This window comes from Cyanobium usitatum str. Tous, from assembly GCF_003011885.1.
Taxonomy (GTDB): domain Bacteria; phylum Cyanobacteriota; class Cyanobacteriia; order PCC-6307; family Cyanobiaceae; genus Cyanobium_A; species Cyanobium_A usitatum.
Genome location: NZ_PXXO01000013.1, coordinates 14,084 through 28,050 on the forward strand (window position 1 = coordinate 14,084; position 13,967 = coordinate 28,050).

The 13,967-nt window shown below is 65.6% G+C and carries 17 protein-coding genes; 10 read left to right on the plus strand and 7 right to left on the minus strand.

Going from position 1 to position 13,967, the window contains the following annotated elements; translation table 11 throughout:
* Positions 1–87 precede the first annotated feature (87 nt).
* Positions 88–564 (minus strand): ribosomal protein S18-alanine N-acetyltransferase, encoded by a 477-nt coding sequence (gene rimI / locus C7K55_RS10810; protein ID WP_106632741.1) that lies wholly within the window; start codon positions 562–564, stop codon positions 88–90.
* Positions 565–591: 27 nt separating this feature from the next.
* Here rimI and lysA point away from each other — a divergent pair, with 27 nt between their 5' ends.
* From lysA to C7K55_RS10840, 6 genes are all read left to right on the plus strand, one after another.
* A complete protein-coding gene (gene lysA / locus C7K55_RS10815) occupies positions 592–1,980 on the plus strand; it encodes a diaminopimelate decarboxylase (protein WP_106632742.1) in 1,389 nt (462 codons plus the stop codon).
* Between the two features lie 20 nt (positions 1,981–2,000).
* Entirely contained in the window at positions 2,001–2,831 is an 831-nt protein-coding gene (gene cdaA, locus C7K55_RS10820; protein WP_106632743.1) for a diadenylate cyclase CdaA, read from the plus strand.
* A complete protein-coding gene (locus tag C7K55_RS10825; protein ID WP_106632744.1) occupies positions 2,828–3,601 on the plus strand; it encodes an isoprenyl transferase in 774 nt (257 codons plus the stop codon). Before cdaA ends, C7K55_RS10825 begins: the two co-directional genes overlap by 4 nt.
* Before the next feature lie 67 nt (positions 3,602–3,668).
* Positions 3,669–4,556 carry a biotin synthase BioB gene (bioB, locus tag C7K55_RS10830; protein ID WP_241518332.1) on the plus strand — a complete coding sequence of 296 codons (888 nt, stop codon included), beginning with the start codon at positions 3,669–3,671 and terminating at the stop codon, positions 4,554–4,556.
* The gene (gene trhO, locus C7K55_RS10835) at positions 4,553–5,488 is read left to right on the plus strand and encodes an oxygen-dependent tRNA uridine(34) hydroxylase TrhO (RefSeq protein ID WP_106632746.1); all 936 of its coding nucleotides are present in this window, start codon (positions 4,553–4,555) and stop codon (positions 5,486–5,488) included. The genes bioB and trhO overlap by 4 nt, the downstream gene beginning before the upstream one ends.
* Entirely contained in the window at positions 5,454–6,461 is a 1,008-nt protein-coding gene (locus tag C7K55_RS10840) for a DUF952 domain-containing protein (RefSeq protein WP_241518323.1), read from the plus strand. Before trhO ends, C7K55_RS10840 begins: the two co-directional genes overlap by 35 nt.
* A gap of 15 nt (positions 6,462–6,476) precedes the next feature.
* Here the strand turns inward: C7K55_RS10840 and C7K55_RS10845 are convergent, their stop codons facing one another.
* Both C7K55_RS10845 and C7K55_RS10850 read right to left on the minus strand, forming a co-directional pair.
* Positions 6,477–6,902, minus strand: a complete 426-nt coding sequence (locus tag C7K55_RS10845; RefSeq protein ID WP_106632747.1) for a type II toxin-antitoxin system VapC family toxin — start codon at positions 6,900–6,902, stop codon at positions 6,477–6,479.
* Between the two features lie 5 nt (positions 6,903–6,907).
* Complete coding sequence (locus C7K55_RS10850; RefSeq protein WP_241518325.1) at positions 6,908–7,201, minus strand: type II toxin-antitoxin system Phd/YefM family antitoxin; 294 nt, start codon at positions 7,199–7,201, stop codon at positions 6,908–6,910.
* 94 nt (positions 7,202–7,295) lie between these two features.
* On the opposite strand from C7K55_RS10850, the gene C7K55_RS10855 reads away from it, so the two are divergent.
* Complete coding sequence (locus C7K55_RS10855) at positions 7,296–7,847, plus strand: hypothetical protein (RefSeq protein ID WP_241518326.1); 552 nt, start codon at positions 7,296–7,298, stop codon at positions 7,845–7,847.
* Positions 7,848–7,881: 34 nt separating this feature from the next.
* On the opposite strand, the gene C7K55_RS10860 is transcribed toward C7K55_RS10855, so the two are convergent.
* A complete protein-coding gene (locus C7K55_RS10860; protein ID WP_106632749.1) occupies positions 7,882–9,111 on the minus strand; it encodes a carbohydrate porin in 1,230 nt (409 codons plus the stop codon).
* 120 nt (positions 9,112–9,231) lie between these two features.
* Between C7K55_RS10860 and C7K55_RS10865 the strand changes: the two genes are divergently transcribed.
* Positions 9,232–9,963, plus strand: a complete 732-nt coding sequence (locus tag C7K55_RS10865) for a J domain-containing protein (RefSeq protein ID WP_161956162.1) — start codon at positions 9,232–9,234, stop codon at positions 9,961–9,963.
* Here C7K55_RS10865 and lipA read toward each other — a convergent pair.
* From lipA to C7K55_RS14060, 3 genes are all read right to left on the minus strand, one after another.
* Positions 9,942–10,859, minus strand: a complete 918-nt coding sequence (gene lipA / locus C7K55_RS10870) for a lipoyl synthase (protein WP_106632751.1) — start codon at positions 10,857–10,859, stop codon at positions 9,942–9,944. The genes C7K55_RS10865 and lipA overlap by 22 nt on opposite strands.
* A gap of 5 nt (positions 10,860–10,864) precedes the next feature.
* Positions 10,865–11,443 carry a recombination mediator RecR gene (recR, locus tag C7K55_RS10875; protein ID WP_106632752.1) on the minus strand — a complete coding sequence of 193 codons (579 nt, stop codon included), beginning with the start codon at positions 11,441–11,443 and terminating at the stop codon, positions 10,865–10,867.
* Between the two features lie 62 nt (positions 11,444–11,505).
* Positions 11,506–12,201 carry a pentapeptide repeat-containing protein gene (locus C7K55_RS14060; RefSeq protein ID WP_241518327.1) on the minus strand — a complete coding sequence of 232 codons (696 nt, stop codon included), beginning with the start codon at positions 12,199–12,201 and terminating at the stop codon, positions 11,506–11,508.
* Positions 12,202–12,343: 142 nt separating this feature from the next.
* Here C7K55_RS14060 and psbP point away from each other — a divergent pair, with 142 nt between their 5' ends.
* Both psbP and C7K55_RS10890 read left to right on the plus strand, forming a co-directional pair.
* Positions 12,344–12,874: a photosystem II reaction center PsbP gene (psbP, locus tag C7K55_RS10885; protein ID WP_106632792.1), complete on the plus strand. Its 531-nt coding sequence runs from the start codon at positions 12,344–12,346 to the stop codon at positions 12,872–12,874.
* Positions 12,871–13,956, plus strand: coding sequence for an FAD-dependent oxidoreductase (locus tag C7K55_RS10890; RefSeq protein ID WP_106632754.1), 1,086 nt, complete (start codon positions 12,871–12,873; stop codon positions 13,954–13,956). The genes psbP and C7K55_RS10890 overlap by 4 nt, the downstream gene beginning before the upstream one ends.
* Positions 13,957–13,967 lie beyond the last annotated feature (11 nt).

The window sequence follows — 13,967 nt, forward strand, 5'->3', positions numbered from 1 at the left end:
CTGGCTCTAAGGCGTTCGAAGGCAACAATGCAAATTGCTGAATTGCCGGTCATTAGCAATAAGAAAAGCCGGTTATCCACACCATGGCTACGCATCATTCATGTCAGATAACCGCAGCCATTGGATCAGGGCGTCTTCGCCATTGCGGTAGTAACCGCGACGCACTCCTGCATCACGGAAGCCCAGTCGTCGGTATAGGGCCACTGCCGCAGTGTTTGCCGGGCTTACTTCCAGGGTGGCGTGCAGGGCTCCCTGCTGCCCGGCCTCCAGTAGCAGGGCCTTCAGCACCTGCTGGCCTAAGCCCCGGCGCCGCTGCTCGGGATCCACTGCCACCACGGTGATGTGCAGTTCATCTACCACCAGCCAACCGCTAGCCAAGGCCAGTAGCTGCTGCCCTTGCCAAAGACCCACCCCGGGGCGCCGCTGCTCCGCCAGCTCGCTCTGCCACTGGGCGCGGTTCCACAGGCCGCCGAGGCTGGCCTGGTCGAGGTTTAAGCAGGCCTCCAGGTGCTCAGGAGCCAGGGCTGTCAGGTGCAGCGCCGCCAAGTAGTTCCTTACATTCATGCTCACTTGACCCGCGCGGCCACAGTCATGCTGACCTCCCATGAGCCCGTTGCGCTGCTGAATCCCTTTGAACGCGATAGGGATCCCCATAGTCCTAATCGCAATCTCACCCCCCTCACCACTGCCCTCGACAGTGAGGGGCGCCTGGTGGTTGGTGGCTGCCTGCTGAGCGACCTGGCCCGCGATTACGGCACACCTTTATATGTGCTCGATGAAGCCACCCTGCGGGGCACCTGCCGGGCCTACCGGGAAGCCCTCGCCGAGCACTACCCAGGGCATGCCCTAGCCATCTACGCCTCCAAGGCGAATAGCTCCTTGGCCATAACTGCCCTGGTGGCATCCGAAGGCCTGGGGCTTGATGCGGTTTCTGCTGGCGAGTTGCTCACCGCCCTGCAGGGGGGCATGCCGGCGGAACGCATCGTGCTGCACGGCAACAACAAGAGCCGCGAAGAGCTGGCCCTCGCAGCTGAGCAGGGCGTCACGGTGGTGGCTGACAACTGGCGCGATCTTGAGCTGCTGGCTGCCCTGGCCCCTGACTTGCAGCGACCGGTGCAGCTGATGCTGCGGTTTACGCCGGGTATTGAGTGCCACACCCATGAGTACATCCGCACCGGCCACCTCGACAGCAAGTTTGGTTTCGATCCCGACCAGCTAGCAGCGGTGCTGAAGCACCTGGCGACCTGTTCCTGGGCCCAGCTCACCGGACTGCACGCCCATATTGGCTCCCAGATTTTCGAGCTCCAGCCCCATCGCGACCTAGCTGGCGTGATGGCCGATGCCCTGGCCTTGGCCCGCTCCCTGGGTCACCCGGTGGTTGATCTCAACGTGGGCGGTGGCCTGGGTATTCGCTACACCACCAGCGACGATCCGCCGAGCATCAGTGAGTGGGTGCGCACCGTGGCCGAGGCGGTGGCGGCGGCCTGTCAGGAGCGGGGGCTGGAGCTGCCCCGTCTGCTTTGTGAACCGGGGCGTTCCCTGGTGGCCAGCGGCGGGGTCACCCTCTACGAGGTGGGCAGCCGCAAGGACATCCCCGGCATCCGCACCTACCTCTCGGTGGACGGCGGCATGAGCGACAACCCCCGGCCGATCACCTACCAGTCTCAATACACGGCGGTGTTGGCCGATCGCCCCACGGCCGAGGCCACCGAAACCGTCACCGTTGCTGGTAAGCACTGCGAATCTGGCGACGTGCTGCTCAAGGATCTGGCCCTGCCGCCAGCTGGCAGTGGCGATGTGTTGGCGGTGTTTGCCACCGGCGCATACAACGCCTCGATGAGCTCAAACTACAACCGCATCCCACGGCCAGCGGCGGTGCTGGTCCACGACGGAGTCGCTGATTTGGTGCAGCGCCGCGAGCAGCCGGAAGACCTACTGCGCTACGACGTTTTGCCAACTCGGTTGAGATCGGTAAAGTGAGTTAACCAACTGGAGTACGCGTGATCGGGCCGCAACTGGGTGAGTTGCTACGGCTGATCGATTTGCGCTTGCTCCTTGATCTGCTGTTTGCCTTCGGCCTGGGCGTGCTTGTGCTCGGCCGGGTCACCGAAGCCCGCACCCTCTGGCTGCTACGGGGTTACTTGTTGCTGGTGGCCCTGGCCTGGGTGGTGCAGCGCTACGCCAACCTGCCGCTCACCAGCAAGCTTGTTGATGCCCTGGTGCTGGCCTGCAGCCTCGCCCTGGCGATTCTCTGGCAGGGGGAGCTGCGCAGGCTGATGGAGCTGCTTGGCACCGGCCGCATCGGAGTTTTGTTTGGCAGCCGCAGCCAAGATCAACTGGGATCGGGATCGGTGGCGGTTCTGAGTGAGGCTGCCGGCCGTCTTTCCCAGGCCCGCCGCGGCGGCTTGATCGTGGTGGATCTGGGCAGCGACCTGCGCCCCGAAGACTTCTTGAATCCCGGCATTGGCCTCGACGCCAAGCTGTCGGTGGATTTGCTGCTCAACCTTTTCGCCGCTGACACGCCACTACACGACGGTGCCGTGCTGGTGAAGGCCAACCGCATCGTCGCTGCAGGTGTGATCCTGCCCTTATCCCGTCAGGGCATAAACCGCTATGGCACCCGCCATCTGGCGGCTCTAGGGCTGACCGAGCGCTTCGATCAGTGCCTGGCGATCGTTGTGTCGGAGGAAACCGGCACCCTGTCGCTGGCGAGTCAGGGCCGCCTGGAGCGGCCAATTACCAGTAGCCGTCTGCACGACCTGCTAAGCCAGGCCCTGGCCTTGCCTGTTGGGCGTAGCGTGGCAAAGGACACGCCGGAATCACGCGGATGAGTCGCGCCCTGGCGACCACTACTGCGAAAGCCTCCCAGCCCGTTCCGGTTGGCCTAGATCCCGCGCGCCTGCCGGTCCATGTGGCCGTGATCATGGACGGCAATGGCCGCTGGGCAAAGCAGCGCAACCTGCCCCGGGTGATGGGCCACCGGGAGGGGGTTGAGGCCCTTAAGCGCACCTTGCGGCTCTGCAGCGACTGGGGCATCGGCGCCCTCACCGCCTACGCCTTTTCCACCGAAAACTGGAGCCGACCTGGCGAGGAGGTGAGCTTTCTGATGGCCCTGTTTGAGCGGGTGCTGGCCCGCGAGCTTCAATCCCTGGAGCAGGAGCAGGTGCGGATTCGCTTTCTTGGCGATCTTGAGCCCCTGCCGGAGGGTCTGCGGCGCCTGATTGCCGATGCCACCGAGCGCACGGCAGTTAATACGGGCATTCACTTCAACGTTTGCACCAACTACGGCGGCCGAGCCGAGTTGGTGCGGGCTGCCCAGCGGCTGGCGCGGCGCTGCGTGGTTGGGGAACTAGATCCTGCCGCAATCGATGAGCAGCAGCTCGCCGCCGAGCTGCACACCGCTGGAGAGTGCGATCCGGATCTGTTGATCCGCACCAGTGGCGAGAGGCGCATCAGCAATTTCCTGCTTTGGCAGCTCGCCTACGCCGAAATCCACATCACCGATGTGCTCTGGCCCGATTTCAATCAGGCGGCCCTGCTGGATGCCCTGCTCGACTACCAGGGCCGCCAGCGCCGCTTTGGTGGTGTCGAACCCTGCTGAACTCGCCTTGATCACGCGTCACGACTGGTCCCGTTCTGAAATCCAGGCGCTGCTGGAGCAGCCGCTGATGGAGTTGCTTTGGCAGGCCCAGCAGGTGCACCGCGCCGCCAACCCCGGCTACCACGTGCAGCTGGCATCCCTACTCAGCGTCAAGACCGGCGGCTGCGAAGAGGACTGCGCCTACTGCCCCCAGTCGCTGCACAACAGCAGCGATGTGGCGGGCCGGCCCGAGCTGGAGGTGGAGCCGGTGCTGGAGCGGGCCCGGGCCGCCAAGCAAGCCGGGGCCCATCGCTTCTGCATGGGCTGGGCCTGGCGTGAAATCCGCGACGGCGCTCCCTTTGAGGCAATGCTGCAGATGGTTCGCGGCGTGCGTGAGCTGGGCCTGGAGGCCTGTGTGACCGCCGGCATGCTGAGCGATTCCCAGGCCGAGCGCCTAGCTGAAGCCGGCCTCACCGCCTACAACCACAACCTCGATACCAGCCCCGAGCACTACGACCGGATCATCACCACCCGCACTTACCAGGAGCGGCTGGAGACCCTGGCCCGGGTGCGGCGCTCCGGCATCACCCTCTGTTGTGGCGGCATCATCGGCATGGGCGAAACCGACGCCGACCGGGCCGGGCTGCTGCAGGTGCTGGCCAACCTGGATCCCCACCCGGAGAGCGTGCCGATCAATGCCCTGGTGGCGGTGGAGGGCACCCCCTTAGAAGACCTGCCGCCGGTCGACCCCCTAGAGCTGGTGCGGATGGTGGCCACGGCCCGGATCCTGATGCCCCAGGCGCGCGTGAGGCTCAGTGCAGGCCGCGAGCAGCTGGGTCGGGAGTCCCAGATTCTTTGCCTGCTCGCTGGTGCTGATTCAATTTTTTATGGCGACACCCTGCTCACCACCTCCAATCCAGCCGTCGATGCCGACCGGGAGCTCCTGGCCGCCGCCGGCGTGCAGGTGGGCGGATGAGTGTGCTGGTGGCGGCGTTTTATCGCTTCGCCGCCCTTGAGGGCCTGCCAGACCTGCAGCGTGAGCTGGGCGACCTGGCGGCAGCCGAGGGGGTAAGCGGCACGATCCTGCTGGCGGCTGAGGGGGTAAACGGCACGATTGCCGGAGCAGATGCTGGCGTGCAGGCGCTGCTGGCTCGGCTGCGGCAGGTGGCAGGCCTGGAGCGGTTGGAAGCCAAGTTCAGCCGCTCGGAAATTCAGGCTTTCCACCGGCTCAAAGTGCGGCTCAAGCGCGAGATCGTGACCATGGGTGAGCCCCAGGTGAGTCCCTATCTGGCCTCGGAGGTAGGCACCCACGTGCCCCCAGGGCAGTGGGATGCCTTGATAGCCGACCCCGACACCCTGGTGATCGATACCCGCAACTCCTACGAGGTGGCGATCGGCAGCTTTGAGGGTGCGATTGATCCAGGCACCGCAACTTTTCGCGATTTTCCCCAGTGGGTGGAGCGGGAGCTCAGGCCGCTGGTTGAGCAGCGCCAGCCCCGGGCGATTGCGATGTTCTGCACTGGTGGCATCCGCTGTGAGAAGGCCACGGCCTACCTGCAGCAGCAGGGTTTTGCCGGGGTGCACCACCTTGAGGGGGGCATCCTGCGCTACCTCGAGGAGATCCCCGAGCCGCTAAGTAGCTGGCGCGGCGAGTGCTTTGTGTTTGATAAGCGAGTAGCCGTCAACCACCAGCTCGAGCCCGGTGAGCACAGCGTTTGCCATGCCTGCGGCCTGCCGCTTTCACCTGCCGATCGTGCGCTGGCCAGCTACGTGGCCGGGGTGAGCTGCCGCCACTGCATCGAGCGCTTCAGCGACGCTGATCGGCAGCGTTTCGCCGAGCGTCAGCGCCAGATGGAGCGGGCCCGCCAGCGGGGTGAGTACCACCTTGGTGGGCGCCCCGTTGGCTGACTACCAGCCAATTTTGTTCAGCTTTCGCCGCTGTCCCTACGCGATCCGGGCGCGGCTGGCTTTAGCTGCCGCGGGCCTGCAGCCTGGCCAGGACTTGGAGCTGCGCGAGGTGAGCCTCAAGGCCAAGCCCCCAGAGCTGCTGGAGGCCTCCGCCAAGGGCACGGTGCCAGTGCTGGTGCAGGGGGCTCAGGTGCTGGATGAAAGCCTGGCAATCATGCGCTGGGCCCTGGAGCGCCGCGACCCCCTCGGCTGGTTGGCGGGCTGGAGCCCTGCCCAGCTGGCCGATATGGATTCACTGCTCGCCGCCAACGACGGCCCCTTCAAGCAGTATCTCGATCGCTTCAAATACCCAGATCGCTATCCAGGGGAGCCAGCCAGCACCAACCGGCTTGCTGGCCTCACGATCCTGCGCCGCTGGAACGAGCAACTTGGGGCAGGAGGCTGGCTGCTCGGCGATCGCCCTTGCCTGGCCGATTGGGCCCTGCTGCCCTTCGTGCGCCAGTTCCGCCTGGTGGATCCGGCGGGCTTTGACGCCGAGCCGCAGTTGGCGGCGCTCCAGGCCTGGCTGGGTCGGTTTTTGGCTTCTACGGAGCTGGCGGCCGTGCAGGCGTTTCCCTGGGCGGCGCGGACCCCTTGGCGCTCACCTGGCTTGCTGTATCACCTGGCGCTGCGGCAGGAGTGGCAGGAGGCCCGGGCGGTTGGCGCCTATTGCCGCTCCACCCGGGGGCGCTCCCTGGAGGAGGTGGGCTTCATCCACCTGAGCAACGCCCACCAAGTGGAGGCCACCGCGGCCCACTTTTATGGCGACCTGCCTGCCGGGGCGTTGCTGCTCCTGACGATTGATCCCCAGCGCCTGGCCGCCGCCGCTCTGGAGGTGCGTTTTGAACAGGCCGGCGGCGGGGAGTCCTTTCCCCACCTGTATGGGCCCTTGCCCCTGGGGGCCGTGCTGCGAGCCGAGCCCTGGCTGCGGTGACTTTGGGCGCCTGCGTCACTGGATCACCCCTAGCTGCAGGAGTTTGGCGGCCTGGTTGAGGCGTCGGTCGAAACAGGCGAAGGTCAGCGGAAGGGCAAAATGCACATGCAGCTGATGGGCTGCAGCCAGTTGCACGCTGTCGTAGCCGCGCAGGGCGAACGCTTCTGCGTACATTCCGGCTTTTTCAACCAGCGGCTGGGTGACATCAGCGATCACAAAGTCAGGCCAAGCCTTCTCAAACATGGATCGAGCCTGGTCTAATCCAGACTCGCTAGCACCCTTGAAGCGAGTGCGCCGAGCAAAGGCAGCCATCGACTCAGCCCAGGTGATTCTGCAGACCGCGATTCCTTCTGATGAAGAGCTTGCCTCGATCATGCTGTCGCTGCCCTGCTCGTCGATGAACAGCTTGAGAAGGGCAGATGTATCACAAAAAAGGATCACGGTGTCTAACTGCGATCTTCGATCACGATGTCACTCATCAGTGGCCCGCCATCATTCAGCTTTACGGGTGGAGGAATCACAGGATTCTTGCCATTCCAGCTGATCACGCCGGCATCAATCGCCTTCTGCAGCGGATTGGTTGAGGCTGAAGCCGCTATGTCCAGAGCCGTGATGCGAGCGATGGGCTTGCGATGGGAGGTGACTTCCACCACCTCGCCAGATTGAGCGCGGGCCAGCCATTCGGAGAGATGGGTCTTGAGATCCCGCACCGAAACCCGGCTTGCGACTACTTCTGACACGCTTAGCACTGTATATGCGACTACATTAGCCGCCTCCCGCTACGGAGGGCCGTTGGGCAACGGTTGAGACTGGCCCAGGCCGTGGCGGTTGTGGATGTCCAGCTCTTCCCCCGGGGTACTTACCTGCCCCAACCCCAGCCCTCTGCCAGCACCGAGTCTGGAGCAGCTGGAGCAGGAGGCCCGGAGGCGCGGTCTGTTGCTGCGCCTGCAGGTGGGCCGGCCAGCTGGGTTGGCCTGGAGCCTGCGGCTGGGGGTGGCGCGCAGGGATGGGGAGAGGTTGGTGCTGCTGGGTGAGATCAAAGGCTGGGCCCTGCCACGCCCCGCAGGCCTGCGCCTCGACACCATGCGGGTGCAGGGGGAGAACACGGCCGCCGTAGGCCCCCTGATCTGGGCGGCCACCTTTGCCTGGGCCCTGGAGGCAACCCCCTGCCGCCAGGCCACGATCCTGGCCATCCGCGACAGCGAGGCTCAGCACCGCCGCCTGGTGCGCTACTTCCGCCAGCTCGGCTTCAGCCCCCTGCGGGAGCTCGATGCCGGTGTTGCCGATCTGGCCCCCCGGCTGATCTGGGGTGGCGCGGGTCTGCTCATGCGCGCGGACTGCGTCGACGGTCTGCGCCGCAGTGGACGGCGGCTGGGCTTGGGCTGATCAACTTCCAAGCCGGCATCGGCTTGCAGCTGCTTCAAAACTGCAGCTGCAAGCCGATGCCGGCCGCCAGGATCGGCTCGGCGTTGCTGCCATCGGGGTTGAGGATCAGCTGCAGCACAGGCTGAAGGCTGAGGTTGGCGTTCACCAGCCAGCTGTAGTTGAGCTCGAGCACGGTTTCACTGCTTTGGCCAGGCGAGAGGGTGGGGCTGAAGCGGCTGCTGCCGATCCCTAGGGCCAGTACATCGAGGGGGCGGCCTGGCACTAGCCCCTGGCTAAGCCAGCCCCCACCGAGAAACAGGGGTACTCGATTGGTTTCCCACTCGAAGCCGGCGTTTACGCCCAGCCAGAAGCGGTTGTCGAGCCCCAGTGGCAGCTGCGCCGCCATGGTGAGGGTGGCCATGGCGGCGCCATCCAGGTTGCCAGTGCTGCGGTTGTCGACGTAGCCGCTGGCGATTTGTAGTAGGGGCGGCGGCAGCTGGCGGGTGATTTGCTTGTCGCCGGCGCGGATTGGCTTTTGCATCGCCGCCGCTCCCGGTAAGCGTTCATAGCTCCACTGCACAATCTGGAGGTGGCCGTTTAGGCGCTGCTGGTCGGGGTTGACGCCGAATAGGGAGGCCAGGCTGTATTCGGGATCCAGCAGAAAGGCGCCGTAGTGCCATTCGCCCCAGCGGCCGGCAGGCTCCGGTCGCCAACTCAGCTGTAGGCCAGGGGCGGTGTAGGGGTTGATTGGCAGCCCATCAACACTGAGGTTGAGGGTGTCGTTGAGGGCTGAGTGCACGTAGGCATCAAGCACCGGTGCACTGACGAAACCGGGATTGAGCGAGAACACCCCGGCCTTGACGCCGATACCGCCCTGGCCTGGCTGGCGCTCCACGCTGGCTTCGGTGAGCCAGAGGCCGGTGGGGTGGGCCGTGCTCTGCAAGGGGAAGGCGGCGCCGAGGCTCTCTGCGTAGTTGGCATCACCGCTGAACAGCATCAGCTGCAGGTTGGTGCGCCAGTGGTCGGCCTCTTGCCACTGCTGCGGCTCCTTGGCCAGCCCGCTGCCGAGTGTTGCCCCCAAGGTGAGTTGCTGCATCCAGCTGGCGCCTTGACGGTCGCCACCGCTGGGGTTGGCCAGGGGCTGGGCCTGCAGGTTGAAGTCGAGGTCGAGCCAGCTGGCTGTTGGCGCTGGCTCGGCCAAAACTGAATACGGCAGCAGCCCATGGCTTGCCAGCAGCAGTAGGGGTGCCAGCAGGCGCTTGGGGAATCGTGCCGCGCCGCGCAAACCCTTACAGGCTCCAGATGGGGCTTGCAACTGGCTTGGAGCGGCATCGGGGCAAGTATGCCGCTGCTGGCATCTCCGTGCTCCGCAAGAATGGCGGCCTGGGTTGAGGTAGGCGGTTGGATGGGTTTTGATCCCCGCCACTGGCGCCCCTCTGCCACCTCACCTCCGGTTACGGCCAATCTGGAGGAGCTACTGGCCGAAAACGAGAGCCTGCGCCGGGAGGTGCGGGCTCTGAGGCAGCAGTTGGACCAGCACGCTTGGTCGCAGCAGCAAGCCTGGTCACCCAATCGGGTCCGCAGCCGCGTCACCTCCGCTGCTTCCCACGGGATCACCGCGGCGCGGCTGGAGCGCTGGGGAGCCGCCATGGCATCCCATCCCCGCTGGCAGGAGCTGCGCCTGGGGCCGCCCGCTGGTTTGCGGGGTTTGGTGGAGGAGTTGCGCAGCCAGTGGTGGGATCCGCGACTCGAGCTGGAACAGGAGCTAAACCGCCGCTGCCCCGGCCTGGGCTCTGAGCTGGTTGAGGCCTTGCGGGGACCTCACTGCCGCTGGCGTTGGGCTGTGCGGGCGGCCTTTGCGCTCTATGGTCCGCGCGCTCCGGAGTGGCTGGAGGAGGCCCCAATGCGGGTGGTGGAGGAGTTGCTGCGACGCAGCCCAGACAGCTCTGGCACAACCGCCAGCGCAGCTGATCCTCGCCAGCAAGCCCTAGCACTACTGGGCTTGGCGCCCGGTGCCAGCCCTGCCGAGATCCGGCGGGCTTACCGGCGACTGGCTAAAAATCACCACCCCGATCTAGGGGGAGAGGTGACGGCCTTCCATCGCCTTGATGCCGCCTATCGATTGCTGGTCGGTTGAGGGGCTGCGTGATAGCTGCTACGCACCAGCGGGCCGCTGCGCACCTGCTCAAACCCCAGCTCCCTGGCCCTGGCTCCCAGCTGATCAAATTCTTCTGGAGTCCAGTAGCGAGCCACCGGAATGTGGGCAAGGGATGGGCGCAGGTATTGGCCCAGGGTTAGGCGCTGGCAATCGACTGATCGCAGGTCGCCCATCGTCTGCAGCACCTCGGCTTCGGTTTCGCCCAGCCCCAGCATCAGCCCACTCTTGGTGGGGATGGCGGGCGCCAGTTCGCGGGCAGCGGCCAACAAGGCCAGGGAGCGGCGGTAGGTGGCGCCCCGTCGTACCTCCCCCTGAAGGCGCTCCACGGTTTCGAGGTTGTGGTTGAAGCAGGCGGGTTGCGCCGCCAGCACTGCGGCCAGCCGTTGGCGTTGGGCCGCCAACCCCTCCTGTTCGTCGCGATGGCCGCCCCAGAAGTCGGGGGTGAGCACTTCAATGCCCACTCCGGGTGTCCGCTGGCGGATCGCAGCCATGGCGGTGGTGAATAGGTGGGCGCCGTGGTCGGCCAGGTCGTCGCGGGCCACGGCCGTGAGCACCACATAGGAGAGATGGAGCGCGGCAACTGCCTCGGCCACCCGCTCGGCCTCGCCTGCGTCTAGGGGCTGGGGTGCCTGGCCCTTCTCCACCTGGCAGAAGGCGCAGCTGCGGGTGCAGATCGGGCCTCCCAGCAAAAAGGTGGCGGTGCCAGCGGCATAGCACTCGGCTCGGTTGGGACAGCGGCCCTCCTCGCAGATGGTGTGAAGCCGTTGCTGCTTCACCAATCCCTGCACGTTTTCCAGGGCTGAAGCATTGCCCACCGGACGTCGCAGCCACTCAGGTAGCCGTTCCGATGGGTGGATGGCGCTGTAGCGCGTCATGGGCGCTACTCCACCTGGCGGCGACCTTCAAAGGCCCGGGCCAGGGTGACTTCGTCGGCGTATTCCAGCTCGCTGCCGACGGGTAAGCCGTAGGCAATGCGGCTCACGGTGGTGAATGGTTTGAGCAGCCGGGCTAAATAAAGGCTGGTGGTATCCCCTTCGACGCTTGGTGTCAGGGCCAGGATCACCTCAGTGATGGACTCCTTGTCGACCCGGTTCACTAGGGGCTGGATCTGCAGCAGCTCGGGGCCGATGCCATCCATTGGTGAGATCAAGCCGCAGAGCACGTGGTAGTGCCCCTTGAACTCCCGGGTGCGCTCCATCGCCAGCAGGTCGCGGGAATCGGCCACAACACAAAGCTGGCCGTTGCCGCGCTCTTCGTTGCGGCAGATCTCACAGATCGGCTCGGCCGAGAGGTGGAAGCAGCACTTGCACTGGCCCACCTGGCTGCGGGCCGCCAGCAGGGCGTCGGCGAAGTTGCGAACCTGCTCCTCAGGCTGGCGCAAAAGGTGCAGAGCAAGCCGCTGGGCCGTGCGGGGGCCAATGCCAGGTAAGCGCTCGAACTGGTCGATCAGCCTGGCCAGGGGGCGGGTAAAGCCGCTCAGCAGTCCGCCGCAATTGCTCAGAACTTAGGCAGCCAGCTCGATCAGCTGGGATTGGGGGCACCGCTATCGAGGCTGGCCCTATCAAGTTGTGCTCCATCAAGTTCTGCCCCATCAAGTTGGGCCCCCTCCAGCAGGGCACCCTCAAGATCTGCGCCAACCAGGATCGAGCCGCGCAGGTCGGCATCGCGCAGATCAGCACCGCGCAGGTTGGATCCGCTCAGATCGGTGCCGGCCAGGTTGGCTCGGCGCAGCACGCTCCCTTCCAGGTTGACGTTGTGCCAGTGGCCGTTGGCAGCCTGCAGATTGCGTAGGTCAAAGCCCGCTAGCTGCTGGCCGTCGATTGGGAGCCCGGCGCTGTTAAGGATTTCCAGAGCAGAAATACGCCCCACCAGCCATTTGACGCCGGAGGCATTGCAGTTCATCAGCAGCTCGTAGGCCTCGATGTTGTCGCGTTGGCGCCGTTTTTGAGCCTCCAGTACGTAGAGGAAGGCGGCCGTCACGATGCTCAGCGATTCCACATTGCCGACGCTGATCAGGGCCTCCGCATCCCGCCAAAGGCACCCCGGTGACCAGCGGTTGTTGCGGCAGGTGGCGTAGCTGTTCACCAGCAGCAGCAGCGCCATTGCTGCTGCACCCGATAGGGCCAGGCGGAACAGAAAGGAGCCGTCCAGCAGGCGGAAGAAGCGGGAGTCGTGACGACGCTGCTGCCGGTCCACCCAGGTGGATTGGCGTGGCATGGGGAGAGTGGAGATAAGGAGCCCATGCTGACCCCTGGGGGCTCGGCTGCCCAGCAGAATGGCGCCACGCAACGCGCCTTGAGCCATGGCTGTTTTTTGCAATCAGGCTGTTTTTTGCAACCGGGCTCGCCTACGCGCCTTTATGCCGCGTCTGGTTGCCTTGGTGCTGGCGGGGCTGCTGGTTGCTTGCAGTGCTGCGGCAGCCGGGCTCAATGGTTTCCAGAGCCCCGATGGCCGCTATGCATTCCTCTATCCCACCGGTTGGACGCGGGTGCAGGTGAGTGGCGGCCCCCAGGTGGTGTTCCACGACCTGATCAACAGCGATGAAACCCTCAGCCTGGTGATCTCGGAGGTGAATCCCACCAATGACTTGGAAAAGCTGGGCAGCGCCGTGGCGGTCGGCGAGCAGCTGCGCCGCACGGTGATTGCCCCTGAGGGCAGTGGCCGCCAGGCTGAGCTGGTGGAGGCGTCGGAGCGTCAGGAAGGTCCCCGCACCTTCTACGACCTTGAATATGCCGTGCACCTCGAAGACCGCGACCGCCACGAGTTGGCCACCGTGGTGCTTGATCGCGGCCGGCTGTACACGTTTGCGGCCAGCACCAACGAGATTCGTTGGGCCAAGGTGAAGGACATGTTCCATGAGGTAGTCACCTCCTTCACCCTGCTGGTGTGACGGTTTCGGCTCCCGCCGATGTGGTGATCGTTGGCGCTGGGTTGGCTGGTGGTCTTTTGGCCTTGGCGTTGCGGGAGCTGGGGGCGTCGGTGACGGTCGTCGATGCCCCCGCCAGCAATGGGCTTTGCTCCGCTTCAGAGCTCAGTTATGGCGCTCTGCCGGGATGGCCCCTGGCTCCAACCCCCTTAGCTCGTTTGGCGGCAGGAGCCTCAAAGCGCTGGCGGCTCCTGCAAGAACGCCATGGTGACCTGGGCTGGCGGCCCTGCCGCTTGCGTTTGCACGGGGCTGCCGCCGGTTGGCGCCCCCTTAGTGCCTGGTGGCCGCTGCCCTTCGCCCAGGTGGATTCCGCCGTGCTGACGGCGCGCTTGCCGCTAGCGCTGGCGGCGGCTGGAGTGAGGTGCAAAACGGGCCGGGTGGAGCGCTTGGAGCCGCAGGCTGGGGCAGGCTGGGAATTGACCCTCAGTGACGGCTCCAGCCTGCCGGCTGCCCAGCTGGTGCTGGCGGCAGGTGCTCACTGCCGCCAGCTCTGGCCGGCCCTGCCCCAGCGCTTGCGCAGCAGCTGGGCGGCGGCGCTGCAGCTGGCCTCCTTCCCGGCGCCACTGGGCCGAGCGGCTGCCTGGCTGCCGCTCAGCTTTGGGCGGGTCGCTCTGGAGCGGCGCGCCGCTGGCCTGAGCCAGCCGGAGTGGCTGGTGGATGGCGGTTTGGTGCCCCGGGCAGAAGGGGCCTTGCTAGGCCAGCACACCCTGGTGCGACCGGGCCTGGAGCTCGGCCCAGCGCCGACGCCTTTGGAGGTGGAAAGGCAACTGCGCCAAGAACTAGCGGCGCAAGCCTGGGGGGCGCCGCTAGCGGCGTTGCCTGGTTATTTGCGCCAAGCGGCCGTGGCCTTCTGCACTGAGGGCTTGCCCCTGGTGGGTCCGCTGGCAGATGCGCCGGATTTGTGGATGTTCACCGGCTTCAGTGCGGGGTTCAGCCAGGTGCCGGTGTTGGCACCCCTGCTGGCCCAGGTTTTGGTGTCGGGGGGAGCTCGATCGGAAGCGGCGATGCGGCGTCTGCAGCAGCTGGGCCTGACAAGTGCCTTTTAATCCTGCAAACT